This window comes from Arthrobacter sp. Sr33 (genome assembly GCF_054511195.1).
Genome location: NZ_JBTNDD010000001.1, coordinates 504,124 through 527,914, shown reverse-complemented (window position 1 = coordinate 527,914; position 23,791 = coordinate 504,124). Strand labels below are relative to the sequence as shown.

Genomic DNA, 23,791 nt, shown 5'->3' with positions numbered 1-23,791 from the left:
ACATGTTACTCATCATGTCCAGTCCACTCGTCCATTACCCTTGGAGTCATGTCACCCGCCGTCGACGACGCCCACGTCCCCGCCGCCCGGCCGCCGTCCCTGACCGAGCGGACCATTGAGGCCGTGCGGGAGGGGATCCGGAACGGCAGCTTCGTCCCCGGTGAGCTGTATTCCGTCTACCGGTTGGCGGATGAGTTGGGCGTCTCCCGCAGCCCGGTCCGCGATGCGCTGCTCCGGTTGGCGGAAACCGGGATGGTGGCCTTCGAACGCAACCGTGGTTTCCGCGTGGTGCTGCCGGGAGCGCGGGAGCTGACCGAGATCATCGCCGTCCGGCTTGCCCTGGAGGTCCCCGCAGCGGAGCGGGCGGCGGTCCGCGCCACCGACGCCGACCGCTCCGCGTTGCATGACGAACACTCGGCAATGCAGGCGGCTGTCCTCGCGGGCGACGAATCCGCGTTCATGCTGCATGATCAGCGGCTGCATGGGTTGCTGCTGGATCTCGCCGGCAATGCCCACGCCGCCCGGATTATCGAGAACCTTCGCGACGCCACCCGGCTGGTTGGCGCTTCCACGATCAAGAAATCCCGTTCCCTGAAGGATGTCTACCGGGAGCACCGGCCCATTCTGGACGCCATCGACGACGGCGACCCCGTGGCCGCAGGTTCCGCGATGCGCCGCCACCTTGAATCCACCGGAAGGCTCCTGCTGCGGGAGGCACCCGATGGCAGCGGCACCTCTCTCTGGGCGGACCTGATCGATCCGGTGGCCGACGAGCGCGGCGGGTAGCCCGGTGACGGAGGAGGCAGGAAACCGCCCCCGGGGTGGGCTGGCGGCAATGTGTATCACTCAGACCACGAGTTGGGGGCTGTTGTACTACTCACTGCCCGTGGCAGTGGTACCCATCGCTCGGGACACCGGGTGGAGTGCTGCGGCGATCACCGCCGCCTTCTCCGCCGGTCTGATCGTTTCAGCGGTGGTGGGGATCTGGGTGGGTCGGTTGCTAGATCAGACGGGGCCGCGGCGCCTGATGGTGACCGGCAGTCTGATCGGCGTCGCGGCGTTGCTGCTAGTAGCGGCAGCCCCTAATCTGCCGGTGTTTGTCGCCGCTTGGCTGGTGGCAGGTCTGGCGCAGGCCGCGGTGTTTTATCAACCGGCGTTCGTGGTTTTGACCCGCTGGTATGGGCCGGCCCGAGTGAAAGCCTTGACCACCCTGACACTCGTCGCCGGGTTCGCGTCCCCCATCTATGCCCCCCTGACGGCGTTGCTGATCGAGAGCATCGGCTGGCGGTCCGCCTATCTGGTGCTTGCAAGTGCGTTAGCTGTGATCACCATTCCGCTGCACTGGTTTTTCCTCAACGTCCACTGGACGGTTCCGTCGCCGGCACAGTCACGGCAGGCGGTCACCCAAGACGTCCGTACGACAACCCGCAGCCGCCGGTTCATCATGCTGCAGGTGGCCGTCGCCGCGGCGACCCTGGCCCTGTTCGCGGTGACGTTCAACCTGATCCCGCTGCTTCTGGAACGCGGTTTCGACTACCGGACCGCGGTGCTCGCGTTCAGCCTGATCGGCGTGGGCCAGGTCATCGGTCGACTGTTCTTTGCTGTGCTGCCTGGCGGGTCCAACCCGGTGCGGCGCGCTGTCCTGTTGCTGGCCGCTGGCGCGGCCTGCCTGTGGCTGCTGGGCCTGCTCCCCGGTCCGGCGTTCGTGCTCATCGGCGTGACGGTTCTGGCTGGCGCGGTCCGCGGCTGCGTCACTCTGCTCCAGGCGACAGCGGTTGCCGACCGGTGGGGCACGTCGAACTTCGGGGCGGTGCAGGGAGTGTTTGTCGCACCGGTGACGGCGGTGGGCGCCTTGGCCCCGGCGGCGGGCCCCCTGTTGGCGGGAATCCTGGGCGGATACCCGGCCATGGCGGTGGCCATGGCCGGGGTGGCGACGCTGGGAGTGCTGGCAGCGGCTCGTTCCTGAGGAATTCTGGTGGCTATCCCTGGGTTGAGCGCACCGCCGCCGATCAGCGAGCCGCGGTGCGAACCAGCTTCTTGTTAACGAACTCGTCCATCCCGAACCGTCCCAGTTCACGGCCTACACCGGACCGTTTGACACCGCCGAATGGCAGTTCGGCTGCGGTGCCACCCGGTTCGTTGATGTACACCATGCCCGCCTCGATCTGTTCGGCGACCCGATGGGCCTTGTCGACGTCGTCGGTGTGGATGGATGCACCCAGCCCGAAGGGAGTGTCGTTGGCGAGGCGGACAGCTTCCTCCTCGGTGGCGGCACTGAACACCATGGCTGCCGGGCCAAAGAGTTCCTGACGAAAAACTGCCATGTCGGGAGTGACATCGGTCAGCACGGTTGGCTGGAAAAAGGACGAATCCTCGCTGATCTTGGAGCCTCCGGTGCGGACGACGGCGCCCTCGGCCACAGCTGACTCAACCTGCTTGGCCAGATTGTCCGCTGCCGCCTGTGAGGACAGTGGCCCGAGGAAGGTCTTCGGGTTCGTTGGATCGCCAGGAACGATAGCCGAGAGCGCCCGCGTGAACTTCTCGACAAATTCGTCATAGATATCTTCCATGACGATGAAGCGCTTCGCAGCGTTGCAGGCCTGACCGCCGTTGACCATCCGGCCGGCGACGGCCTGCTTGACTGATGCGTCGACGCTTTTCGTGTCGAACAACAGGTAGGGGTCGGAGCCACCGAGTTCGAGCACCACCTTCTTCAGGTTCCGACCGGCGATCTCCGCAACGGCTGATCCCGCCCGCTCAGAACCTGTGAGCGAGACACCCTGAACCCGGGGATCAGCAATGATGTCGGCGACCTGCTCGTTGGTGGCGAAGATGTTGATGTAACTTCCCTCCAACGCACCCGCCTCAACGAAAATCTGTTCCATCGCCAGCGCCGATTCGGGACACTGTGGGGCGTGCTTGAGCAGGATGGTGTTGCCGTTCATCAGGTTGGGAGCAGCGAAGCGTGCCACCTGGTAGTACGGGAAGTTCCAGGGCATGATGCCGAGCAGAACACCGAGGCCCTCCTTTCGGACCACGGCTGTGCCCCCGGCGACGACGTCGAGCTCCTCATCCTCAAGCAACGTCGGGCCGTTGTCCGCGTAATAGCGGTAGATCGATACGACAATGTCGATCTCGATCCCGGCCTGGGTGATGGGTTTGCCCATCTCCTGGGTGATGATCCCTGCCAGCTCGGTCCGACGTTCGGCGTACAGATCAGCAACCCGATTGAGCATCTTCACGCGATCGTTGACGGGGCTACTCTTCCACTGCCGGAATGCGCCGTCGGCGGAGACCAACGCGTTCTGAATGTCCGTGTCGGTAGCCGTGGGGAATTCCCTGACGGTCTCACCGGTGGCCGGGTTAGTGACGGCGTAAAAACTCATATGGTGCTCCTTCGTTGGTCCCACCTCGGTGGCTTGTCTGTCGGTAGGCGACGGGTAACGGATCAGCCCAGATAAAGGATCTGATCCAGGGGTTCACCTGATGCGATGCGACGGAGGATACTGGGCTCCGCGTCATCGGACGCGAGAGCCTGGTCAACCACTCTCGCAGCATCCTCTGGCGTGACCACGAGAGCTCCGTTGATGTCACCCAACACGATATCGCCCGGGCAGACCGTCACGCCGCCGATGGTGACCGGGATGTTGAATTCGGCCTGCCCGGACCCCTTGCGCTTGGTAGTCCTGCAGGTGGTGCCTCGCGCAAAGATGGGCAGGGGAAGCCGCCCATCGGCCGTCGAGTTAAGTTCGTGAAGGTCGGTCACCGCCCCATCAACGAGGATCCCTGCCGCACCCTGGGCTTGAGCGGCGGCGCTGGTGACCGCGCCGACGGCGGCATGTCCGTGATCGCCGTCCAGGTCCAGGACAAGGACTTCGCCCGGTTTCAGCCGGAGCAGCGCCTGGTTGACAGCGACTGCGTCGGCGTCACGAACGCGCGCCGTCGAGGCGATGCCCACCATCCGCGCGACCGGGACCATCGACCGTATTTTCGGGTCGCAGAAGCCCTCTTCCAGGAAGTGCCCGAGAGTGGGGAATTCGACGCTGCTGAGCCGGGCAAGTAGTCCGGCAACATCGTCCATGTCCGGTGATTGGACCATCAGTGTGCCTATCGTTTGCGTTGAAGTGTGGTCTTGATGAAAGCGCAGTTCACGGGACGCGACCCAACGTGTGAGCCGGACCGCGTCCCGTGAAGCCGCCGTAAGTGCTATTGCTAAGCGGAAGACATTTCAGGTAGGAACGTCACAATTTCGGGGAACGCGAATAGCACGGCGATGATGACGAAGTCTGCAATGTAGTACGGGAAGATTCCCTTGAAGACTTCGTCCACGTGCAGGCCGGGCGTTGTCCCGGCCGTGACGAACGCGTTCAGACCGATGGGCGGTGTAATCATGCCCAACTCGATCAGCTTGACGACGAGAATGCCCAGCCAGATCCCATCGAATCCGAGTTCCATGATCGGCTGGTAGACGAGGGGCACGGTGATGACTAGGAGCGAGATTGAATCCAGGAACATTCCGCCAGGTATCAGAACCAGCAGCAACATAATCACTACAAGTTCCGGTGCCAACGGCAGCCCGACAACAAACTCGGAGAGTGCGGACGGCACCCCCGCCGCGACGAGGAAGTAGGAGAATATTCCAGCGCCCACCAAAATCAGGAAGATCATCGAGTTCAATGACACGGTCTCCCGCAGGGCGAGCGAGAGTTTCCCGATCAGTTCCTTCGGCCGTTTCAGGTACTGGGTCACGAGCAGCAGCAGAGCAACAACTGCGCCAATGGCCGCAGACTCGCTTGGGGTAAAGAAGCCCGAGTAAATGCCGCCGATGACGATCGTGAAGATCAGCACAATTGCGACCAGCGCACGCACCGCAGATCCGAGGCTGAGCTTCACACCACCGTCGCCTGTAGAATCCGTCAGATTAGTGGCAACGCCCGGACTCGCTACCAGTGTTGTCGGGTTGCCGGACACCAGGGACGGCTTCCGCGATGCCCGCAGGATGGCAAAGCCAGCAAGACCCACTGCCGAGATGATGCCCGGGATGATGCCTGCCAGCAAAAGTGCACCCACTGACTCACCTGTGATGGACCCGTACAGCACCAGGATGATGCTCGGAGGGATCAGCACAGCCAGCGAGCCTGAGACTGCTACCGCCGCTGAGGCGAAAGACTTGTTGTAGCCGTGCCGGATCATCTCCGTAATTGCGGTGCGCCCGAGGGTTCCGACCGATGCCAGGCTTGAACCTGTCACAGCACCGAATCCGGCGGACGCGAAAATGGTGGACACCGCGAGGCCGCCGGGCAACCTCTTCAACGCCTTGGAGGCCAGGGCGAAAAGTTGTTCGGCTATCCCGCTATGCAGCGTGAGCATCCCCATCAGAATGAACATGGGAACGACCACAAGGTTCGCTCTGCCGACGGCGGTGTAGGAGGTGCCAGCGATCACGCTGCTGGCCAGGCCAAAACCTTCAAGGATCAGCAGACCGATGATTCCGGTGGTGCCCAACGCGATTGCGACGGGAATTCCCGCGAACAGCAGGAACAGAAGCATGATGATCGAAACGACGACTGGAAAGACTTCCATCAGGCGACCCTCCCTTCATCGGCCGGTGCCTGGCGTGGCGCCGTGATATTTCGAATATTGCCCGGAAGACGTGCCACCAGGGCCAGAAAATAGGCGGTTAGGCCGACGGCAAGTGCGATTCTCGCTGGCCAGACTGGAATCTGCACCAGACCGAACCGATACTCCTGAGCTTCGGTGGCTTCGATGGCCCGTTCACCTGTTACATAGACCATCCAGCCGACCACGAAGAGGACGAGCAGGAGCCCTACGGTGTTGGCGATGGCAGCCATGCGCGGAGGAAGCTTTCGGATCACCAGCGTCATGTTGACGTGCTTGCCGCCAATTTCCGTATAGGCCAGGCCAAGAAACACGGTCGCCACCATCAGCACTTCTCCCATTTCGATGACGCCGGGGATGGCCTCGCCCAGGAACTGACGCCTACTGACATCGGCAACTGTCGATACCATCATGAGAACAATAAGTAGGCCGGAGATCGCCGCCAGGACCCGCGCCACGATGATGATGGCCCGCCGGGTGCGGCCTCCGCCCTCTTCAGTTAGCTGTTCGCTCATTGGAGGAAAGTCTCGCCTCGATCATTACTGCTCGGCCGCGCAACGCTGAAGGGCTGGCTCGTAGGTCGCGTCGGCTTCGAGTTCGCTCAGAACAGCCGTGTACGCGTCGTAGAACGCCTGGGGATCGGCATCCGAGTTGGACGACGCATCATCCATCCACTGCTCGAGGACTGCAGGTTTCGCCTCCGCTTCCCAGTCTGCGGTCTGCTCGTCGGTGAGGATGGTAACGGTGCCACCGGCGTCGATCAGTTCCTCACAGGCGGCTGTCTCTTGCTCGGCCAGAGCTTCAATGTAGATCTCCGTGTAGTCGGCGCTTGCCTCGTTGATGATGCCCTGGATGTCCTCCGGCATGCTGTCCCAAATATCCTGGTTGATGACGTTCATCGTGACCGCGTAGTTGCCCGAATTCAGGTCCATGAAGTGGGGGGCCACTTCCTGATAATCACGGTCGGTCAGGATGTCGAATGATCCGCCGGAAGTGCCGCTCAGTACGCCGCGTTGCAGAGCCTCGTAAACTTCGCTCTGGGAGATGGCAACCGGGCTCATGCCGGCCATCTCGAACGCGGGACCCGAATAGCCGATGGCGCGGATCTGCTGGCCTTCAAGGTCCTTCAGGCTCTCGGCCTTCTCCTTCACGGCAACCACGTTCGGGGGGACCGGTGCCCAGGTGAGGACGTGGACGCCCTGTGCATCCCATTCAGCCTTGAAAGCCTCATTCTCCTTATACAGCTGGGCGAAGGCCTTGCCCTGGGCTTCAGGGCTCTCGGTGACGAACGGCAGCCCGGCCACGTTGGTCAGAGGCAGCTGCGCCGGGTAGTAGGCGTCAGCGATGTAGCCCATGTCTGCACGCCCGTCGGCAACGCCCTGGAGTGTCTCAGCCCCTGGGAGCAGCGCTTCCTGATAGAAGAACTCGATTGACACCCGGCCATCGGTTTCTTCCTCGATTCGTTCGGCCCATTGTTCGGTTGCCGTTGGTTCGGCAGCGGTGGGCGGCTGGTACGAAGCGAGTTTCAGCTCAAAAGTTTCCCCTCCGGCGCCACTCCCTTGGTCCCCACCACCGCAAGCCGTTAACAGGAGTGCGGCTGTCGCCAGGACTGCTGCGGGAGCAAGTTTCTTCTTCAGCATGGATTACCTTCCATTGAACGATTCTCAGCGGGCCCGAGCTCTACCAACCCTCGGTGGAGGGCGGAGACGACTTCTCGGCGCTGGTCATTCACTATCCAAGTCGGGAGACGTGGCTCACAAGACGGAATCACACACGTTTGGATAACCCAGTTTGTGCAGAAGCACATTGCCCCCTTGTTCGCAGGGGGACCCCACCCCGGAGGGCGGTCATGGACTACGACCAGGCGATAACGATTCGGGCTGCTTCGGCGGGAACCGTCATATCCAGCCCCGTGATTTCCCGGAACCGGCGGAGGCGGTTCAGGACTGTGTTGCGGTGGCAGTACAGCTCGGTCGCCGTTGCACTGATGCTCCCGTTCTGCAGAAAACACAGAATGGTCTCGCGCATACGGTCGACTTCTTCGGTCCGGGCCTCCGTGAGCTGATTGTCCAGGACAGCGCCCAACTCCACGCCGATGGCGTCCATCCGGGAGCGCGCCAGTCGCGGCCAGTCGCTGTCGACAGTCTTCGGCACCGAGGCTCTGGGCCCCGAAAGCACCGAGAGGGCTGCCGCCACCCTGGCGGCCGCCGCCAGCCCTGCCAATCCCCCAGATGTCAGGGCCAAACCGCAGGCAATAGAGTCGATTGCTGGCGGGCGCCCTCTGGCACCTCCCGTATCGTGACCGGCTTCGGGCCAGAAGGCATAGGTGTAGTCCTCTGCCTCATGCAGGAACACGGCCGTGCGTCCGCTGGGGAAGGCGGTGAGCTGTCTGAGCTGGACAGCACCACGCCCGGTGGCGGCGGCAATCGCGAATGTGGCATCGATGCTGATACCAAAAGCCTTGGCAAACCGGTCGCGCGTCTCAACCAGCCGACCCTGGGCCCCGAACAGGGCAGAGATGAATTCTTGACGTACGGCAGTCTCTTCCTGCGCCATCCTGATCCTGGTGTCGATATAGGCCGAGCGCGTACTTTCGGCGTAGTCGTCCACCACCCGCCAGACCTCTTCGACCCGGGTCGCCAACAGGAGCGCATCCTCCGGTTCTGCCATCTCCAGAAGTGTCGACCAGATGACCGGGAAATCAAGCCGCACAGCAGACATCAGCGCATCAGCTGAGAGTCCCTGCCGGGCCCGCCTGGTGCCAATGTTGGAAGCGAAGCTGAGCATGCGCGGATAGTGCTGCTTGCCGGAAATCGCGTCGATGATGAGGCCCAGTGAGGCAGACGCCGCGTGCCGCAGGTCCGCGACGGGCACCGCGTCCCCGGCGTAGTCGCTGATGTCCTGGACCTGCTGCACGAACTGGTCCTGCATGTGCGGGAGCCTGGCTTTGAGGCCTGTGACTAGTCGGACCCAATGCTCGTCATTGTCTGCGGTTCTGGATAGTGCGGAACTTGAAGGTGGCGGGGTGTGCATAAGCACATCCTACTGGCCGAAAACCGTTCGCTATGGTCACTCCCAAGCGAAATCTCCGATGGCACGATTGATGGGAAGCGCCCACCGATGGCGCTGCAACAGCTTGACGGAAGGTCACAAGATTTTGAGCACCGCCACCGAACCACTGCCCGCCTCCAGTTCTGCCGGTCACCTGATTGTGGCCCAACTGGAGGCCGCGGGGATCCGCCGCGTCTACGCCGTCCCAGGCGAGAGCTACCTTGATGTGCTGGACGCGCTGCACGACTCGTCGATCTCCACCGTGGTGACGCGCCACGAAGGCGGCGCAGGATTCATGGCCCTCGCCGAGGGCCGCCTCAGTGACCTCCCCGGCGTCGCCCTGGTGACCAGAGGCCCGGGTGCCGCCAACGCTTTCATCGCTGTGCACACCGCGTATCAGGACGCCACTCCCCTCATTTTGTTCATTGGACTGATCCCCCGGGTTGATCGTGGCCGGGAATCCTTCCAGGAGTTCGACGTCAACGCCTGGTTTGGTAGCACAGCCAAAAAGGTGGTGACGCTTGACCACCCCGCCTCCGCCGCCGTCGTCGTTGACGATGCGATTCACACCGCGCTAAGCGGCCGGCCCGGCCCCGTGGTGATTGGGCTGCCGGAAGACGTTCTGACAGAACTGGTCGAGGGCGGAGCCCCCGTCAAACCGCGGGCTCTCGCCTCCACGGAACCAGCTCGGCCTGCGCTGGAAGAATTGGGTCAGCGCGTCGGTGCAGCGCTGAAGCCGATGATCATTGTCGGCGGTGAAGGCTGGACCCAGAACGCGGGCGAGGCGCTGGCCCGCTGGGCGGCGGCACGAAACATCCCGATCGCCTCCGATTTCCGTGCCTACGATGCGGTCCCACACCTGCTCGACGGCGGGAACAGCTACGTCGGTTCGCTCGGCTATGGTCGCAGCGACAGGCTGGCGCGCCGCGTCGACGAAGCCGACCTGCTGCTGTTCATCGGCTGCACCCGGGCTGACGTGCTGAGCGACGGTTACACCCGTGGACTCAACGCCGAAACGGTCGTCGCTATGCCAGGAGATACGCTGGGTCACTTTGGCCGGCTGGACCAGCACATAGTGACCGGTGTCAAGGAATTTGCGGCCGCGCTCACAGGCCACCAGTTCACCACCAGTGTTCCAGCCGAATGGCTCAAGGACGCCCGGGCAGACTACGAGGCGTTCTCGACGCCACGCCCTGATGGGGGATCCGGGGTGGATCTCGGGCTGTGCATGGACATTCTCCGGACGGAACTGGACCACGACGCCGTCATCACGTACGGGGCGGGGAATCACGCCATTTGGCCGGGACGCTACCTGCAGCACACCTCGGCCAACTCATTGGCCGCCCCGCGCAATGGCGCCATGGGGATGGGCGTCCCGGCCGCTGTTGCGGCCAGCCTGATGTTCCCGGGCCGGCAGGTGATCGCGGTGGAGGGTGACGGCGACTTCATGATGAATGGCCAGGAAATCGCGACCGCCATCGGCTACGGCAGCGCGTTCATCTCCATCGTGGCGGACAACGGTTGCTTCGCGACAATTCGTGAGCATCAGGAGCTCCACTACCCTGGCCGGCCCTCCGGCACTCACCTCACGAACCCTGATTTTGCGGCCTGGGCGGAGTCCTTCGGTGGCCACGGCGAACGCGTCGAGCACACCGAACAATTTCGGGATGCCTTCCGACGGGCGATCGCCAGCGGCAAGCCCGCCGTGCTGCACCTGATCCAGGATCCAACGACCCGCGCGCCGAAGACCTCCGACGCCTAACCGGTCCAGCTGCCCCGACACGCGCCGCCCACCTCAACCGTCAGGAACAACAATGGGAACCACAATCACTGAACCAAATCCAGCCAACTTCACCGGGGACGACGCCAAATTCATCGCTGATTTCGCGACCCTCTGCACCTTTGGCGCCACAGCAAATGGCGGCGTCCACCGCCTGGCTGGCTCGGCAGCCGACGGCGAGCAGCGGGCATGGCTCACCACCCTGTTGCAGGGAGCTGGCTTCACGGTGACCTTCGACGAGATCGGTAACCAGTTCGGCCTCCTGGATCTGGTTCCGGATGCACCTTACATTTTGGTGGGTTCGCACCTGGATTCACAGCCAACGGCGGGCCGCTACGACGGTGCATACGGCGTGCTTGCCGCAGCCCACACCGCTTTCCGGCTCGCAGCCAAGTATCGGGAGTCCGGCCGGACACCCAAGTACAACATCGCCGTCGTCAATTGGTTCAACGAAGAAGGGGCGCGCTTCGAACCCTCGATGCTTGGCAGCTCGGTCTACACCGGAAAACTCGACATCGACACCGCCCTGGCGATCACTGACACGCAGGGCGTGAGCGTGCGCGAGGCACTGGATTCCATTGGCTGCCGGGGCGAGGGACCCGCGCCCCGCGCAGCGTATGCCGCCGAGATTCACATTGAGCAGGGCCGAAGCATGGAGCGCGACGGCGTTGTCATCGGGCTGGTCGATTCGAACTGGGCCGCCAACAAGTACGAGTTTGTGGTCATCGGCGAGCAGTCGCATACCGGTTCCACCGTGATCGCTGATCGCAAGGATGCCCTCCTTGGTGCTTCGATGCTGGTTGTTGCCGCCCGCGAGGTGGCCGACCTCTTTCCCGGGGTGCTCCACACATCAGTAGGACAGCTTGATGTTTACCCCAACTCACCGGTTGTGGTGCCGTCGCGGGTGAACCTGCTTCTGGACCTGCGCTCGGCTGACGAAGAGGTGCTGGCTCGAGCTGACAAGATGCTCGATGAGCGGGTTGCCGCCATCAAGGAAGCAGCGAACGTTGTCATCGAGAAGAACGAAAAGCACCGCTGGCCCGTGACGCCGTATCAGCCGGAGGGTGTGGATTTGGCTGAGAAGGTGGCCGCTGACCTTGGTCTGAGTAAGGGACGGGTCCAGACCCTCGCCGGGCATGACTCAACGAATATGAAGGACGTTGTTCCCACTGTCATGTTGTTTGTGCCGTCGGTTGAAGGTATCTCACACAACGAGCATGAATACACTCGTGACGAGGACATTCTGGCCGGCTTGCACATGCTGATGGGAGTAGTCGGGCAGCTGGCTGAGGGCGTACTGGACCAGTGATATCCCGCCCGCATCCGGGCAATAAGTTCGGCTGCAAGGTGCCTCGACGCAGGGCCGGAAAACACAGTTAAACAACGCTAGGGTGGTTGATCAGCCGGTTGCCCGGTTTGATCAACCACCACTCGTGTTTCAGGTCCTAGCAAGATGGGGAATCAATGCAGGAAACCAGCCCGTCGTCGGGATTTTTCGCTCGGAAGCGTCGTCGTTATTCAACAGCAGTCATCCTGGCGGTGTCTGTCGTTGCAGGGGTTGCGGGGTGCGGTACCGCAAGCGCGGACGCCCAAACCGGCGAGGTGGTCCGGATCATCGACGGTGACACATTGGTCATCAACTTTGAAGGTGAGGACCAGAGGGTCCGGCTCCTCAACGTAGACACCCCTGAGACAAAGCACCCAGATAAGGCGATAGAGTGTCTCGGCCCTGAAGCGACGGCCTTCCTGGAGAGCATGTTGCCACCTGGCACCACGGTGGGCCTGGACTTCGACGTCGAAAGGACCGACCAATACGACCGTGTGCTAGCGGCCGTCGCCTTGGAGGACGGCACATTGGTCAATGCGGAGATTGCCCGTCAGGGGCTGGGCATAGCAGTCCTTTTCGAACCGAACAGCAAGTATTTCGACCTCGTTCGGGACGCTCAGGCTGAGGCCACCGCCAACGAAACGGGTCTTTATGATCCTGCGGCGGAGTGCACTGTCCCGGCCGAAATTGAGCAGGCTGCGGCGGCCGTCACCGAGGCCATGGAACAGCCCGTCGGCGCTACAGCCGCGGCAGCGGCGGCGACGGTCGGGAGCCTGGCTGTGGCCCTGGTCGCAGCCAAGGCCCTGCATAGCGCTCTGAAAGCGGGTGAACAATCAGTTCGCTGGCTCGCGCATTCGACGGCCGCCGGAGTTTCTCTCCTGTCCGGGCTGTCGGCAACGATCGATTCCGGGGAATCGAGGCTTGCCTCAATTGAAGCCGAGGCCGAGACGCTCAAGTCTGAGGAAGCAGAGGCCAAGGCAGACGCTGCAGCGAAGAAGGCGGAGGCAGCCCGTGTGGCGGCGGAGCAGAAAGAACGGGCAGCAGCTGCAGCAGTGGCTGAGCAGGAACGAAAAGAGGCGGCCGAGCGGGCCGAAGCGGATCGTCTGGCAGCCGAGGCTGCCGCTTTGGAAGCTGAAAGGCTCGCCGAAGCCGAACGGGAGCGCGTCCGAAACCTTCCCGCGCCCTACGTTCCGCCAGCTCCGCAACCCGCCCCTCCGGTCGTGCAGCCTCCACCGCCGGCGCAGGAGCCCTTCCCGGGTTATACCGGTCCCCGGTGTTACGCCCCCGGTGGGAAGACCTGGAAGCCCTGCCCCTAACGGGTCAGGTGGTTGGGCAGCCGGTTCCCCGGCGCGCGCCCCCGGATTTCCAGCAGCTCCCGCGCATGCGCCTCAAGTCGGCGGTCCTCTTCGGACCGGGGTATCCACCCCGGGACGGCGACAGCTGTGCCGTTCGCATCCCTGGCCACCATCACGGTGAGGCAGTAGGTGGTCAGATTCATGTCCTCGTCGGTCGGTTTTCCGGACCTGACGTGGACGGCGATGTGCATTCCCTTGTTGCCCGTATAGACCAGGCGGGCTTCCACCTCCACCACGTCCCCGATCAGCAGCGGCCGATAGAACCGCACCCCACCGGAGAACACCGCCACGGTGTCCTGGCCGCAGTACCGGGCCGAACAGACGTAGGCGGCCTCATCGATCCAATCCATCACCGTGCCGCCGTGCACTTTGCCACCCCAGTTCACGTCGGTCGGCGCCGCGAGGAACCGCAGGGTAACTTTTTCGGCGGTCCCTTCGTCGGTGTAGACCTGTCCGCGCATTGCCTCGACAATTTCCTCGCGCACAGCGATCCGGGCCTTCGCCGCGTCCCGGCGGCTGACCTCTTCGGGGGTTGACGGTTCGAACGGTGGTACTGGAACAGGCTTGCCATCCGGTCCGACCGCTACGAAAATCACCAGGCATTGGCTGCGCATTGACGCGTCGCCGCCTTTGACGTCACCGGAGGACACCACGGTCTGGATGTGCAGCGACGACCGCCCGGTGTACACAATGGTTGCCTCGACCTCCACCATGTCGCCCACATTCACCGGATCAGCGAAGTGGATATTGCCGACGTACGCGGTGACGCAGTAACTTTTCGCCCACCCGACGGCGGCAGCGTAGGCTGCCTTATCCACCCATTCCAGCACCGTCCCGGCGTCGACGGAACCACTGTGTCCTAGGTCGGTGGGAGCAGCGAGGAAGCGCAGGGTTACCGAGTTGGTCTGATTCATTGAGTCAGTATTGCGCATCTGGAACTGGCGCTCATCGGTGCAGGACCGAACCTAGTCAAATCAGGTGGTCTCAACGGGGCACAGATCCGGGCCGCCGCTCGGGTGGTTGGCGTCAGCCACCCTGCTCCGGCCCGTCACTTCGCTGATTCAGCCAGCTATCTTGGCGCAAGCCGCGGACATTATGCGCGCTCAGATGTCCGCTTTGGATTGCCCCACACATCGGTGTGGAACAGCGGTCCGAGCAGGCAAAAGTTGACCACCCCAGCCGCGATCATTACGAAACCGACCAGCACCAGGGCTATCCCGCCGGCACCCTCCACGGCAAAAACACCCACCAGGGCCAGTACCACTCCAGCCGTGATGCGCAGGATCCGACCGCTGCTGCTGCGCATAAACTTCACGAATTCCATCGTCTTTCCTTTCCTCTGTCCTTCGCGGATACTCTGTTAGACGGTTCACCGAGCGGAACTGGACGTAGGAGCGTGCGGCAATGCTGTCATCCGAAGAATTTCTTACCGCGCTTAGCGCCGAAATGCCGCGACTTCGACGATTGGCGCAACGGACTGCGCCGAAAGGCATCGACGCCGACGACCTGGTTCAGGACACTCTCGAACGGGCGTGGCGTGCCCAGGGCACGTACCGCGGCGACGCCTCGTTGGCCACGTGGCTGCACCGCATCCTGATCAACCGTAGTAAAGACCTTGCGGGGCGGAACGCACCCCTGACTGTGCCAGCCAATGAGGATCTTCGGGCAATGACGGTCCCAGATCCGCTCGCCGTGATTGAACAGGCAGAGGACGAACAACATCTCCGCGCCGGACTGGCGCAACTCCCCGTACAGGACAGGATGATGCTCGTTCTGCATGACAGTCTGGATTGGAGCGCAGCTGAGATCGCCGATCTAGGAGGCTTTTCTGAAGCAGCCGCACATAAACGCCTGCAGCGGGCGCGATTACGCATGGTCCAAATCCTGGCAAAGACCAGCGGGACGATCGAACGACAAACCGCCGACTGCCGGCAGGCCCGGGACTCCCTAGCCCCTTACCTTGAGGGGACCCTCGCCGACGAAACTCAGCGGCATATCGAAGCGCACCTCAGACACTGTCCGCACTGCCCACCCCTGGCCCAGGCCCTCGTTGGCTTACGCTCAGCCCTGTCCCACCCATCCCCCAAGTCCACGCCAGCGCCTCGACTGATCAAAGCACTCGCTTCTTTCCGTCAGGAAGTCGACGAATACGACCGTACGTCCGAAAGGTGAAGCCCTCGGCCGTCGCCGCATGGGACAGGGGTCGCTTCATGGCTCCAGCATGCGCGCTGGCTGTTTCGGCTGCGTTGCGTCGCCGTGACCATTTACCGCCAATCGGTGTCGGGACGATATTCTTGACCTATCACCCGCGCACCATCCCCGCCCCCGACGCCGTCGTCCGGGCGGCCGCGCGCATGAGCCAGCCGCGCCAGACCTATTCGACCAGGTCCGCGGCGGGCCGCACACAACGCTGGAGAACCCAGCGGCAGGAAGGGATTGACAGTGCACCGCGACCCATCGGAATGCCTTGACACATGGATGAGCCGAGAGGCTCTTGCGGAGGGAATGATCCCCGTCATCGGGCGGCTGTACCGCGAAAACAACGTGGTGATCAGCATCCACGGCCGCAGCCTCATCAATAAGTCGGCCATGAACATCCTCAAAGCCCACCGGTTTGCCCGCCGGATCAGCAAGGAAGAGTTGTTCCTCGAGGAAACCGCGCCGCTCCTGCGCACCCTGGTGGACCTTGATCTGGGCGCCGCGGCCATCGATATTGCCCGGCTGACCCAGAAGTTCAAGGCCGACGGCGGTGGCGCCTCCCTGGAGGACTTCCTCCGCGCGGAGCTGGCCGACGTCGTCGACAAGCGCGGGGCCGACGAACGCACCAGCACCGACGTCGTGCTCTATGGTTTCGGGCGCATCGGCCGCCTGGTGGCACGGCTCCTGATCGAGAAGGCCGGCGGTGGCCACGGGCTGCGGTTGCGCGCCATTGTGGTCCGTAAGGGCGCCGACAACGACCTGATGAAGCGGGCCAGCCTGCTCCGCCGCGACTCGGTGCATGGCAGCTTTGAGGGCACCATCCGGATCGACGAAGAAGCCAACACGATTACCGCCAACGGCGTGCACATCCAGGTGATCTACTCGAACGACCCGTCCACCGTCGACTACACCGCCTACGGCATCAAGGACGCCCTGCTGGTCGACAACACCGGACGCTGGCGCGACGAGGAAGGGCTGTCCAAGCACCTGCAGAGCAAGGGCATTGCCCGGGTGCTTTTGACGGCGCCGGGCAAGGGTGCGCTGAAGAACATTGTGCATGGCATCAACCACAACACCATTCTGCCCACGGACCAGATCGTCACCGCCGCGTCCTGCACCACCAACGCCATCACCCCCGTGTTGAAGGCCATCAATGACCGGTTCGGTGTGGTGCACGGGCATGTGGAGACGGTGCACTCGTTCACTAATGACCAGAACCTGATCGACAACTTCCACCAGGGTGACCGGCGTGGCCGTTCAGCGGCGCTGAACATGGTCATCACCGAGACCGGTGCGGCGAAGGCCGTCGCGAAGGCGCTCCCCGAGCTCGAGGGCAAACTGACCGGCAGCTCCATCCGCGTGCCGACCCCCGATGTCTCGATCGCAATCCTCAACCTGACCCTGGCCGACGGGACCAGTAAGGACGAGGTCAACACCTACCTGCGCGAAACGTCGCTGCACTCCGATTTGCGCAAACAGGTCGACTACATCGACTCGCCCGACGTCGTCTCCACCGACTTTGTCGGCTCCCGCCGGGCCGGGATTGTCGATGGACTGGCGACCATCGCGAACGGCACCAACCTGGTGCTCTATGTCTGGTACGACAACGAGTTCGGCTACAGCTGCCAGGTGGTCCGGGTGATGGAAGAGATGGCCGGCGTGAACCCGCCGTCGTTCCCGGCCAAGGAACCCGTCGCCGCGACAGTGCGGTCCTCGGCCTCGGCGGGCTGAAACACGCCGCCCGCACGAAGGCGCCCCTCGAGGCGACCTGTGGGGGCGACCATAGAACCGCCGGTTGGGCACAGAGTCGCCGCTTGCAAGCGGCGACTCTGGACCTAACCGGCGGTTCTGTGTGGAGGGGCGCCCTGGTGCTGCGTACCCCCGGCGTGTTTGCGTGCAGGTCCGTACGCTGTGCGAGCGCCGTCGGGACATGACCGGGATGTCTGGCCTCATCAGACCGAGCGCAGGCGCAGCCAGGCCTCGAAGGTCAAGCCGTTGACGGCCGAGTCGCGGGCAAGATTCTCGCCGCTACTGAAGAACTTCCCGAGAGCACCCGGCAGCGGCAGGGTGATCTGGCGGCCGGTTGCTCCTGTGACGTCGCGGTAGATGCGAGCCAGCTCGGCCATTTCCAGCACTTGTGGGCCGCCGACGTTGATGGTCCCCTGGGGTATCGGCTGATGGGTTGCCGCGTCGGCCAGCGCACCTGCCACATCCTGAACGGCGATCGGCTGAAACACGGCGTTCTTCAGGACAGGAAGTACTCCGGCCTTGCGCCCGCCGTCGAACACTACCGTCAGAAAGTTGTGGAACTGGGTAGCCCGGACCACCACTGATGGAATCGACGAATTCTGGTAGATCTTCTCCTGGCGCACCTTGGCCCGATAGTAGGAGAACGCCGCCAGGTCACAGTTGACAATCGAGAGCACCACAGCCCGCGCGATTCCTGCCTCTCGGGCTGCGGTAAGCAGGTTCAGAGCGCCGTCGTCGAGCGCCCGCTGACCTTTTCCGAACTGTCCGTCGAGGACGTCAATCAGGACATCGGCCTCGGCCAGCGCATCCGTCAGGCCCTCCCCGGTCGTCACATCGGCTGCCATGTGCTCGGCACCGGCGACCCACCGCGGCGAGTGGTGGGCGGGAAGGTGACGGCTGACCGACCGCGTTTGGTGGCCTCGTCTCACGCATTCGTCCACCAGATGGTGTCCCACCAGACCAGTACCCCCGACCACAACCACTCTCATCATGGCCCCTAGGCTACGCCTGCCCGCTCCGACGGACCAGAGCGCAGCGGACCGGAATCCGGGGATTGCCGCGCCAGACGCTCGGCTGGCTAGAGTCAGTGGATGGAACAACGAACTCTTGGTAAGACCGCACGCTCCGTTTCGACCGTAGGGCTGGGCACCTGGCAGCTCGGCGCCGACTGGGGAGACGTAGACCCCAACGATGCCACGGCCATCCTCCACGCCGCCGTGGATTCCGGCATCACCTTCTTCGACACCGCCGACGTGTACGGCGATGGCCGCAGCGAACAGACCATCGGCGCCTTCCTGGCGGATAACCCCGGCCTGGACATCACCGTCGCCACCAAGATGGGCCGCAGGGTGGAGCAGAGGCCGGAGAACTCCACGCTGGCAAACTTCCGCCAGTGGATCGACCGGTCCCGCACCAACCTCCGTGTGGACACTCTTGACCTGGTGCAGCTGCACTGTCCGCCGTCGTCGGTCTATTCCGACGCCGAGGTCTACGATGCCCTCGGCACGCTGGTCAGCGAAGGCGCCATCCGCAACTACGGGGTCAGCGTCGAACGCACTGATGAGGCCCTGGCCGCCCTCAAACACGGCAACATTGCGACCATCCAGATCATCCTCAACGCCTTCCGCCTCAAACCACTGGACGAGGTGCTGCCCGCGGCCAAGGAGGCTGGCGTCGGAATCATCGTGAGGGTTCCGCTCGCCTCGGGGCTGCTCTCCGGCAAGTATTCAAAGGACACGACGTTCGCCGAGAACGACCACCGGAACTACAACATCAGCGGTTCAGCGTTCGACGTCGGAGAGACCTTCTCAGGCGTTGACTTCAATACCGGCTTGACGGCCGTCAAGGAGTTCGAGGGCTTGGTTCCCGACGGCGTGACCACCGCCCAGGCCGCGATCGCCTGGATTGTGGCGCAGGACGGCGTCAGCACCGTCATCCCCGGCGCCCGCACCGTGGAGCAGGCGCGCGCCAACGCAGCAGCAGCGGACACCGGGGATCTTGGGGCCCGGTTGAACGACGGCGTCCGTGATATCTACGACCGCCACTTCCGTGAAGCGATCCACCCCCGCTGGTAAACGGCACACCGGCCCTTTGGTCGGAGAGCTGGTCGACCGACGACGACGGCTCGTTAACGACGGCGGCCCCCACCCCGCAAGGGGTGGGGGCCGCCGTCGTTGGTGCAGCACTACAAGCTGCGGGTGGTTAGCCGCCGAACAGTGCTGACACGCGGGTCATGGTCTGGAAGATCCCATATGCCAAGGGAACGGTCACAAGGGCCCATACGAACGTGGTGCTTGCTACCTTCATCTCATGCCTCCATAGCGGATTCTTTGGTGGACGTCCCGGATTCGGGAGCCGCCTTTGGTTCGTGGAACTTCGAGTCGACCGGCTTGATCATCAGGTTGGCGATGAAACCGATAACCAGCAGACCCACCATGGTGAGCAGTGCCGGCTGGTAGGCGGCTGCGGTGAGCTCGCCTGGTGTGCCCTGAGCATCGAGGAAACCGTTGACGATCAGTGGTCCGGCGATACCCGCGGCTGACCAGGCGGTCAGCAACCGGCCGTGAATGGCGCCGACCTGGTAGGTGCCGAAGAGGTCACGCAGGTAGGCAGGAACGGTAGCGAAGCCGCCGCCGTAGAAGGAAATGATGAAGAAGGCCAGGAACACGAAGAGGATCGTGGTGCCCGCGCCGGCGAGCGCCAGCGTGGTGTACAGCAATGCGCCAACACCCAAATAGATCATGTAGATCCGCTTGCGACCAATGATGTCTGAGGTGGAGGACCAGACGAAGCGACCGGCCATGTTTCCAATCGACAACAACCCAACGAACCCACCGGCGACAGCAACGGTGACCGCGGTGGAGCCGTCTGCCTCGCGGAAGAAGTCCTGGATCATTGGGGACGCCTGCTCAAGGATGCCGATACCTGCCGTGACGTTGCAGAAGAGCACGATCCAGACCAGCCAGAACTGCTTGGTCTTGATGGAGTTCTTGGCCGAGACGTTATCGGAGGTTACGAGCGCTTTGGTCTTGATTGTTGAGGGGTCGAAGCCTTCTGGCTTCCAGTCAGCTGCGGGGACCTTGATGGTGAACGCACCGAACATCATGTACACGAGGTAAATGGCTGCGAGGGTGAGGAAGAGCATGCCCACCGAATCGCCGCTGGCTACCCAGCCCTCGACGTCGGAGTTCGGGTCATACATCCGCAACAGCTGGGTGGAGAGGGGGCTGGCGATCAGGGCGCCGCCACCGAAGCCCATGATGGCCATACCGGTAGCCAGCCCTGGCCTGTCCGGGAACCATTTGATCAGGGTCGAAACCGGGGAGATGTAACCGATGCCAAGACCGATGCCACCGATGAAGCCGTAGCCCAGGTAGACGAGCCACAGCTGGTTGGTGAAGATTCCGAGTGAGCCGACAAGGAAACCACCGGTCCAGAAAAGAGCCGAGGTGAACATGGCCATGCGGGGGCCGTTCTTATCTACCCAGGTGCCCATCACTGCGGCCGACAGGCCCAGCATCACGATGGCGATCGAGAAGATCACGCCGATCTGCGTCAGGCTCGCATCGAAGTGCTCAACCAGGGCGTTCTTGTACACGCTGGTGGCGTATGCCTGGCCGATACAGAGATGCACCGCCAGGGCTGCGGGGGGGATCAACCAACGGTTAAACCCGGGCGGGGCGATGGTGTGTTCGCGGGCAAGCCAACTCATCAATGTCTCCTTCGTGCTGGAACGGTGGGTACTGTCAGGACCGCGGGCGCTGACGCTGCGTGAAATTGTTCAATATTCAACCTCACTAAGGGTAGACGAAGATCACATAATAGTTTGAACGGGCAACCGATGAGTTTTGACGACCTGGTCGACTCAGGAACGGGGCGCGAGCGCTGCGTAGTAGCCCGGGATCTGCTCCGGCTCGCCCTTCGCCCGCATGGCAACAGCGTTAATGGTCACCGGACCGTCCTCGAGCACAGCCCAGGACTCGTCGTCGAAGGCTGACTGACGTTCGGCGGGGCCGAAATGACCGGGTTTCGGCAGACCGCCGATGGCGAGCTCCAACGGTTTGGGAATCCTGCCGGGCGAGGCGCCAAGGCGCGAAATGTAGCTGAGCGCGTCGCCTCGATAGTTGGTTTCCACCAGAAAAACCCGCCCCTGGGGCCCGACCAAGGATTTGAGCGTGGCGGCCAGGGCAGTGCGGGCCGCCGGGTCGAGGACGTGGAAGACGCCCCGGACGAAGACGTTCGAGTGGCCAAAGTCGGCTGCCAGGAGCTCGCCGGCCCCCGGAGCGGTGCAGTCGGCGGTGCGATAGTCCACGTTGCTGAGGTGAGCCGATTCGGTCAGCGCACGGGACGTGGCACTCGAGGCGACGTCCACCCCTACAGCCAGGGGGAAGTGGGCGGCCAGCAACCGGGTGAATGCACCGTTGCCGCAGCCGATATCAATGACCGGCAGCGCAGGGTTCAGGGTGCGGCTGAGGCCGGGAAGGTAGCTATTGAACTCCTGGTCCCCGCCAGCGTCCCACAACACGTCGCCGTCGGACCCTGTGCTTTGAATCCGGTGCCAATAGTTTTCCCAGGCGACATTACGATCCCTGGGCACCCCTGAGGAGAGCCTGATGACCGCAGGCAGCAGGAGGTATTTCTTCGGGAATGTCGGCACGCGTCAACACTAAACCCTCAGCGAGGGCAATCCTTTACCGATTAGCCCTGCCATTACTGCCGCCTCTGCCGGCCGGCCGAAAAAGTAACCCTGACCGTAATCGCAGCCCATTCGGTTCAGTAGCCTGGCCTGGTCAGCCGTCTCAATTCCCTCCGCGACCGAGAGGAGACCAGCCGCTTCGATCAGTTGCAGGACGGCAGCGACAAACTTCAACTGCCTCGGATCATCGACAATGTCTTCGATCAGCGAGCTGTCCATTTTCACCGCCTGGGCGGGAAGTTTCCTGAGGTAGCTGATGGACGAGTAGCCGGTACCGAAGTCATCGATTTCGACACCGACGCCAAGCTCCCGCAGCCCGAGCAAATTGGCGGAGCTCGCCTCCGGATCAGTCATCAGGGAAGTCTCAGTAATCTCGACGATAAACCGATCGGTGGGAACAGCATGCCTGGCGAGGGCCCGATCGATGAGGTCAGCCAGACCGGGGGCCCTGCTTTCAGCGGCGGACAAGTTGATTCGGACGGCAAAGTCCCGACCATCCAACACATCCCCCCAGTCTCCGAGCTGAGCAGCGACCGCGTTAATCATCCATTCACCGATATCGACGACCAGTCCACTCTCCTCCGCTATCCCAATGAAATGGTCCGGATAGAGCAGCCCACGGTCCGGGTGCTGCCAGCGCACCAGAGCCTCGGCGCCAATAATCGTGGAGGTCTGAAGGGAGACCAGCGGCTGGTAATGAACTCTGAGCTGGCCTGCTGGGATGGCCTGACGCAGCTCCTCGAGAATGGTGAAACGCTCGTGCGTCGCTTGCAGCATGGCTGGGTGAAACACCTGGACATTGCTGCGGCCAAGGTTCTTCGCCACATACATTGCAGTATCGGCGTCGCGCATCATGTCTTCGCCCGACTGCCCGGCTTCACCGCACCGGACACCGATACTCGCCAGGATGCGGATGCTGGTTTCGGAAACGATCATCGCCGGCCGCAACGCGTAAAGGATACGCTCAGCGATTTCACAGGCGATCTCGTCGGCAGTTTGCGGCAACAAGACCGCAAACTCGTCGCCGCCCAGCCGTGCCACAGTATCGGATTCCCGGACGGTCGATTCAAGACGACGTCCCACTTCGATCAGCACCTGGTCGCCGGCAGAATGGCCGAGGCTATCGTTCACCGCTTTGAACGCGTCAAGATCCAGCAGAATCAATGCCGCAGGTTGCACCCCTGCGGCCGCGGCCAGCGTTTCGTCGTCAATCCGTCGGCGCAGCAAGGTTCGGTTCGGGAGACCGGTGAGACTGTCATACATAGCCATTCGTTCCAACTCGACCTGGGCCGCGTGCAAGCGGGCGGTCCGGTCACGGACCCGCTGCTCCAGGTCTTCATAGAGAACTTCGAGTTCCTCGGCCAGGAGATTCACACCGCTGATCACGGCGTCCATTGAATCCCGGGCGGGAGAAACTTCCATCCTGGCTGACAGGTCTCCGGAGGAGAGCCGGACAATTCCCTCCACCAAGGCGTCGAGCCGCTTGTCCACAAACTCTTCCGCCACTTACCTCTCCTTCAGCCAGCCAAGCGCGGCCGGTTCGGAGGTGAAGAATTTTGTGGGGCACGGTAGCGAGCTCACGCCCAGAATGAAGTTGGCAATGACCTTATCGACCTGCGAGGAGCCCAGGAGCGCAATCCGCGAGGCCGAGCACGGCAGACCGAACACCGTTCGCGCTCCCCGGCTGACGGCCTTCGTTGTCGCCATGTCAACGAGCATGGGGAGGCTTTCCCCAGCGCACAGCTTGTTCACCTGATCCATTGCCAGGCGGGCGTCGGCTTCAGTGATTGAGATGCCTCGCGCCCACCGCAGCCTCAGGATGTTGTCCGCACCGCGACTGAGGGTGGCGTCAATCCCCTGCACGCCGTCCGGCGGGAGCTCACCCACAACGGATCCTTCGGTAGCCCAACGCGCGCGACCAGGCGGAGGGGAGAGGGAAATATAATTCGGCGGGGGCCATGGTTACAGCATAGAACCTTCGGGGCGCCGCCCCGGAATGAGTCGGTCCCCCCGGA

Annotated in this window: 22 protein-coding genes; 8 read left to right on the top strand and 14 right to left on the bottom strand. The window is 63.0% G+C overall.

All coding sequences use genetic code 11. From position 1 onward, the window contains the following. Positions 1 to 48 precede the first annotated feature (48 nt). Positions 49 to 786, top strand: a complete 738-nt coding sequence (locus tag ACX80T_RS02645) for a GntR family transcriptional regulator (protein WP_459303621.1) — start codon at positions 49 to 51, stop codon at positions 784 to 786. Between the two features lie 49 nt (positions 787 to 835). Next, a complete protein-coding gene (locus tag ACX80T_RS02640) occupies positions 836 to 1,966 on the top strand; it encodes an MFS transporter (RefSeq protein WP_459303620.1) in 1,131 nt (376 codons plus the stop codon). Positions 1,967 to 2,009: 43 nt separating this feature from the next. Here ACX80T_RS02640 and ACX80T_RS02635 read toward each other — a convergent pair whose 3' ends face one another. The 6 genes from ACX80T_RS02635 to ACX80T_RS02610 all read right to left on the bottom strand — a co-directional run bounded on the left by ACX80T_RS02635 (position 2,010) and on the right by ACX80T_RS02610 (position 8,550). Next, entirely contained in the window at positions 2,010 to 3,386 is a 1,377-nt protein-coding gene (locus ACX80T_RS02635; RefSeq protein ID WP_459303619.1) for an NAD-dependent succinate-semialdehyde dehydrogenase, read from the bottom strand. A gap of 62 nt (positions 3,387 to 3,448) precedes the next feature. Beyond that, positions 3,449 to 4,099 (bottom strand): RraA family protein, encoded by a 651-nt coding sequence (locus ACX80T_RS02630; RefSeq protein ID WP_459303618.1) that lies wholly within the window; start codon positions 4,097 to 4,099, stop codon positions 3,449 to 3,451. A gap of 113 nt (positions 4,100 to 4,212) precedes the next feature. Next, positions 4,213 to 5,583 (bottom strand): TRAP transporter large permease, encoded by a 1,371-nt coding sequence (locus ACX80T_RS02625; protein ID WP_459303617.1) that lies wholly within the window; start codon positions 5,581 to 5,583, stop codon positions 4,213 to 4,215. Then, the gene (locus ACX80T_RS02620; RefSeq protein ID WP_459303616.1) at positions 5,583 to 6,134 is read right to left on the bottom strand and encodes a TRAP transporter small permease subunit; all 552 of its coding nucleotides are present in this window, start codon (positions 6,132 to 6,134) and stop codon (positions 5,583 to 5,585) included. Before ACX80T_RS02620 ends, ACX80T_RS02625 begins: the two co-directional genes overlap by 1 nt. Positions 6,135 to 6,158: 24 nt before the next feature. Next, the gene (locus ACX80T_RS02615) at positions 6,159 to 7,259 is read right to left on the bottom strand and encodes a C4-dicarboxylate TRAP transporter substrate-binding protein (RefSeq protein WP_459303615.1); all 1,101 of its coding nucleotides are present in this window, start codon (positions 7,257 to 7,259) and stop codon (positions 6,159 to 6,161) included. A gap of 214 nt (positions 7,260 to 7,473) precedes the next feature. Beyond that, the gene (locus ACX80T_RS02610; protein WP_459303614.1) at positions 7,474 to 8,550 is read right to left on the bottom strand and encodes a helix-turn-helix domain-containing protein; all 1,077 of its coding nucleotides are present in this window, start codon (positions 8,548 to 8,550) and stop codon (positions 7,474 to 7,476) included. Positions 8,551 to 8,776: 226 nt separating this feature from the next. Here ACX80T_RS02610 and ACX80T_RS02605 point away from each other — a divergent pair, with 226 nt between their 5' ends. The 3 genes from ACX80T_RS02605 to ACX80T_RS02595 all read left to right on the top strand — a co-directional run bounded on the left by ACX80T_RS02605 (position 8,777) and on the right by ACX80T_RS02595 (position 13,093). Then, positions 8,777 to 10,432, top strand: coding sequence for a thiamine pyrophosphate-dependent enzyme (locus ACX80T_RS02605; protein ID WP_459303613.1), 1,656 nt, complete (start codon positions 8,777 to 8,779; stop codon positions 10,430 to 10,432). Between the two features lie 52 nt (positions 10,433 to 10,484). Continuing rightward, a complete protein-coding gene (locus ACX80T_RS02600; RefSeq protein ID WP_459303612.1) occupies positions 10,485 to 11,759 on the top strand; it encodes a M20 family metallo-hydrolase in 1,275 nt (424 codons plus the stop codon). A gap of 155 nt (positions 11,760 to 11,914) precedes the next feature. Continuing rightward, the gene (locus ACX80T_RS02595; protein ID WP_459303611.1) at positions 11,915 to 13,093 is read left to right on the top strand and encodes a thermonuclease family protein; all 1,179 of its coding nucleotides are present in this window, start codon (positions 11,915 to 11,917) and stop codon (positions 13,091 to 13,093) included. Here the strand turns inward: ACX80T_RS02595 and ACX80T_RS02590 are convergent. Further along, positions 13,090 to 14,046, bottom strand: a complete 957-nt coding sequence (locus ACX80T_RS02590; RefSeq protein ID WP_116777958.1) for an acyl-CoA thioesterase — start codon at positions 14,044 to 14,046, stop codon at positions 13,090 to 13,092. The genes ACX80T_RS02595 and ACX80T_RS02590 overlap by 4 nt on opposite strands. Before the next feature lie 179 nt (positions 14,047 to 14,225). Continuing rightward, entirely contained in the window at positions 14,226 to 14,456 is a 231-nt protein-coding gene (locus ACX80T_RS02585) for a YgaP family membrane protein (protein ID WP_019484130.1), read from the bottom strand. A gap of 80 nt (positions 14,457 to 14,536) precedes the next feature. Between ACX80T_RS02585 and ACX80T_RS02580 the strand changes: the two genes are divergently transcribed. Together ACX80T_RS02580 and ACX80T_RS02575 are read left to right on the top strand one after the other, a co-directional pair. Further along, on the top strand, positions 14,537 to 15,304 hold the full coding sequence (locus tag ACX80T_RS02580) for a sigma-70 family RNA polymerase sigma factor (RefSeq protein WP_116777959.1): 768 nt from the start codon (positions 14,537 to 14,539) through the stop codon (positions 15,302 to 15,304). Positions 15,305 to 15,574: 270 nt separating this feature from the next. Next, a complete protein-coding gene (locus ACX80T_RS02575) occupies positions 15,575 to 17,062 on the top strand; it encodes a glyceraldehyde-3-phosphate dehydrogenase (RefSeq protein WP_272942583.1) in 1,488 nt (495 codons plus the stop codon). Between the two features lie 221 nt (positions 17,063 to 17,283). Here ACX80T_RS02575 and ACX80T_RS02570 read toward each other — a convergent pair whose 3' ends face one another. After that, on the bottom strand, positions 17,284 to 18,072 hold the full coding sequence (locus ACX80T_RS02570; RefSeq protein ID WP_116777960.1) for an SDR family oxidoreductase: 789 nt from the start codon (positions 18,070 to 18,072) through the stop codon (positions 17,284 to 17,286). Positions 18,073 to 18,171: 99 nt separating this feature from the next. Here ACX80T_RS02570 and ACX80T_RS02565 point away from each other — a divergent pair, with 99 nt between their 5' ends. Continuing rightward, positions 18,172 to 19,155 (top strand): aldo/keto reductase, encoded by a 984-nt coding sequence (locus ACX80T_RS02565; RefSeq protein ID WP_116777961.1) that lies wholly within the window; start codon positions 18,172 to 18,174, stop codon positions 19,153 to 19,155. Positions 19,156 to 19,282: 127 nt separating this feature from the next. On the opposite strand, the gene ACX80T_RS02560 is transcribed toward ACX80T_RS02565, so the two are convergent. The 5 genes from ACX80T_RS02560 to ACX80T_RS02540 form a co-directional block, all read right to left on the bottom strand. Beyond that, on the bottom strand, positions 19,283 to 19,387 hold the full coding sequence (locus ACX80T_RS02560; RefSeq protein WP_019484125.1) for an MFS transporter small subunit: 105 nt from the start codon (positions 19,385 to 19,387) through the stop codon (positions 19,283 to 19,285). Position 19,388: 1 nt separating this feature from the next. Beyond that, complete coding sequence (locus ACX80T_RS02555) at positions 19,389 to 20,792, bottom strand: OFA family MFS transporter (RefSeq protein WP_116777962.1); 1,404 nt, start codon at positions 20,790 to 20,792, stop codon at positions 19,389 to 19,391. Positions 20,793 to 20,945: 153 nt separating this feature from the next. After that, a complete protein-coding gene (locus tag ACX80T_RS02550; RefSeq protein ID WP_116777963.1) occupies positions 20,946 to 21,737 on the bottom strand; it encodes a class I SAM-dependent methyltransferase in 792 nt (263 codons plus the stop codon). A gap of 9 nt (positions 21,738 to 21,746) precedes the next feature. Further along, the gene (locus ACX80T_RS02545) at positions 21,747 to 23,282 is read right to left on the bottom strand and encodes a putative bifunctional diguanylate cyclase/phosphodiesterase (RefSeq protein WP_019484122.1); all 1,536 of its coding nucleotides are present in this window, start codon (positions 23,280 to 23,282) and stop codon (positions 21,747 to 21,749) included. Further along, positions 23,283 to 23,663 carry a DUF7793 family protein gene (locus ACX80T_RS02540; RefSeq protein WP_019484121.1) on the bottom strand — a complete coding sequence of 127 codons (381 nt, stop codon included), beginning with the start codon at positions 23,661 to 23,663 and terminating at the stop codon, positions 23,283 to 23,285. Positions 23,664 to 23,791 lie beyond the last annotated feature (128 nt).

Excerpts from the sequence above, each read along its gene's own strand:
- ACX80T_RS02555 (WP_116777962.1), bottom strand. The coding sequence starts at position 20,792 with ATGAGTTGGCTTGCCCGCGAACACACCATCGCCCCGCCCGGGTTTAAC.
- ACX80T_RS02600 (WP_459303612.1), top strand. The coding sequence starts at position 10,485 with ATGGGAACCACAATCACTGAACCAAATCCAGCCAACTTCACCGGGGAC.
- ACX80T_RS02645 (WP_459303621.1), top strand. The coding sequence starts at position 49 with ATGTCACCCGCCGTCGACGACGCCCACGTCCCCGCCGCCCGGCCGCCG.
- ACX80T_RS02615 (WP_459303615.1), bottom strand. The coding sequence starts at position 7,259 with ATGCTGAAGAAGAAACTTGCTCCCGCAGCAGTCCTGGCGACAGCCGCA.
- ACX80T_RS02585 (WP_019484130.1), bottom strand. The coding sequence starts at position 14,456 with ATGGAATTCGTGAAGTTTATGCGCAGCAGCAGCGGTCGGATCCTGCGC.
- ACX80T_RS02590 (WP_116777958.1), bottom strand. The coding sequence starts at position 14,046 with ATGAATCAGACCAACTCGGTAACCCTGCGCTTCCTCGCTGCTCCCACC.
- ACX80T_RS02610 (WP_459303614.1), bottom strand. The coding sequence starts at position 8,550 with ATGCAGGACCAGTTCGTGCAGCAGGTCCAGGACATCAGCGACTACGCC.
- ACX80T_RS02570 (WP_116777960.1), bottom strand. The coding sequence starts at position 18,072 with ATGATGAGAGTGGTTGTGGTCGGGGGTACTGGTCTGGTGGGACACCAT.
- ACX80T_RS02625 (WP_459303617.1), bottom strand. The coding sequence starts at position 5,583 with ATGGAAGTCTTTCCAGTCGTCGTTTCGATCATCATGCTTCTGTTCCTG.
- ACX80T_RS02635 (WP_459303619.1), bottom strand. The coding sequence starts at position 3,386 with ATGAGTTTTTACGCCGTCACTAACCCGGCCACCGGTGAGACCGTCAGG.
- ACX80T_RS02630 (WP_459303618.1), bottom strand. The coding sequence starts at position 4,099 with ATGGTCCAATCACCGGACATGGACGATGTTGCCGGACTACTTGCCCGG.
- ACX80T_RS02580 (WP_116777959.1), top strand. The coding sequence starts at position 14,537 with ATGCTGTCATCCGAAGAATTTCTTACCGCGCTTAGCGCCGAAATGCCG.
- ACX80T_RS02595 (WP_459303611.1), top strand. The coding sequence starts at position 11,915 with ATGCAGGAAACCAGCCCGTCGTCGGGATTTTTCGCTCGGAAGCGTCGT.
- ACX80T_RS02560 (WP_019484125.1), bottom strand. The coding sequence starts at position 19,387 with ATGAAGGTAGCAAGCACCACGTTCGTATGGGCCCTTGTGACCGTTCCC.
- ACX80T_RS02565 (WP_116777961.1), top strand. The coding sequence starts at position 18,172 with ATGGAACAACGAACTCTTGGTAAGACCGCACGCTCCGTTTCGACCGTA.
- ACX80T_RS02640 (WP_459303620.1), top strand. The coding sequence starts at position 836 with ATGTGTATCACTCAGACCACGAGTTGGGGGCTGTTGTACTACTCACTG.
- ACX80T_RS02620 (WP_459303616.1), bottom strand. The coding sequence starts at position 6,134 with ATGAGCGAACAGCTAACTGAAGAGGGCGGAGGCCGCACCCGGCGGGCC.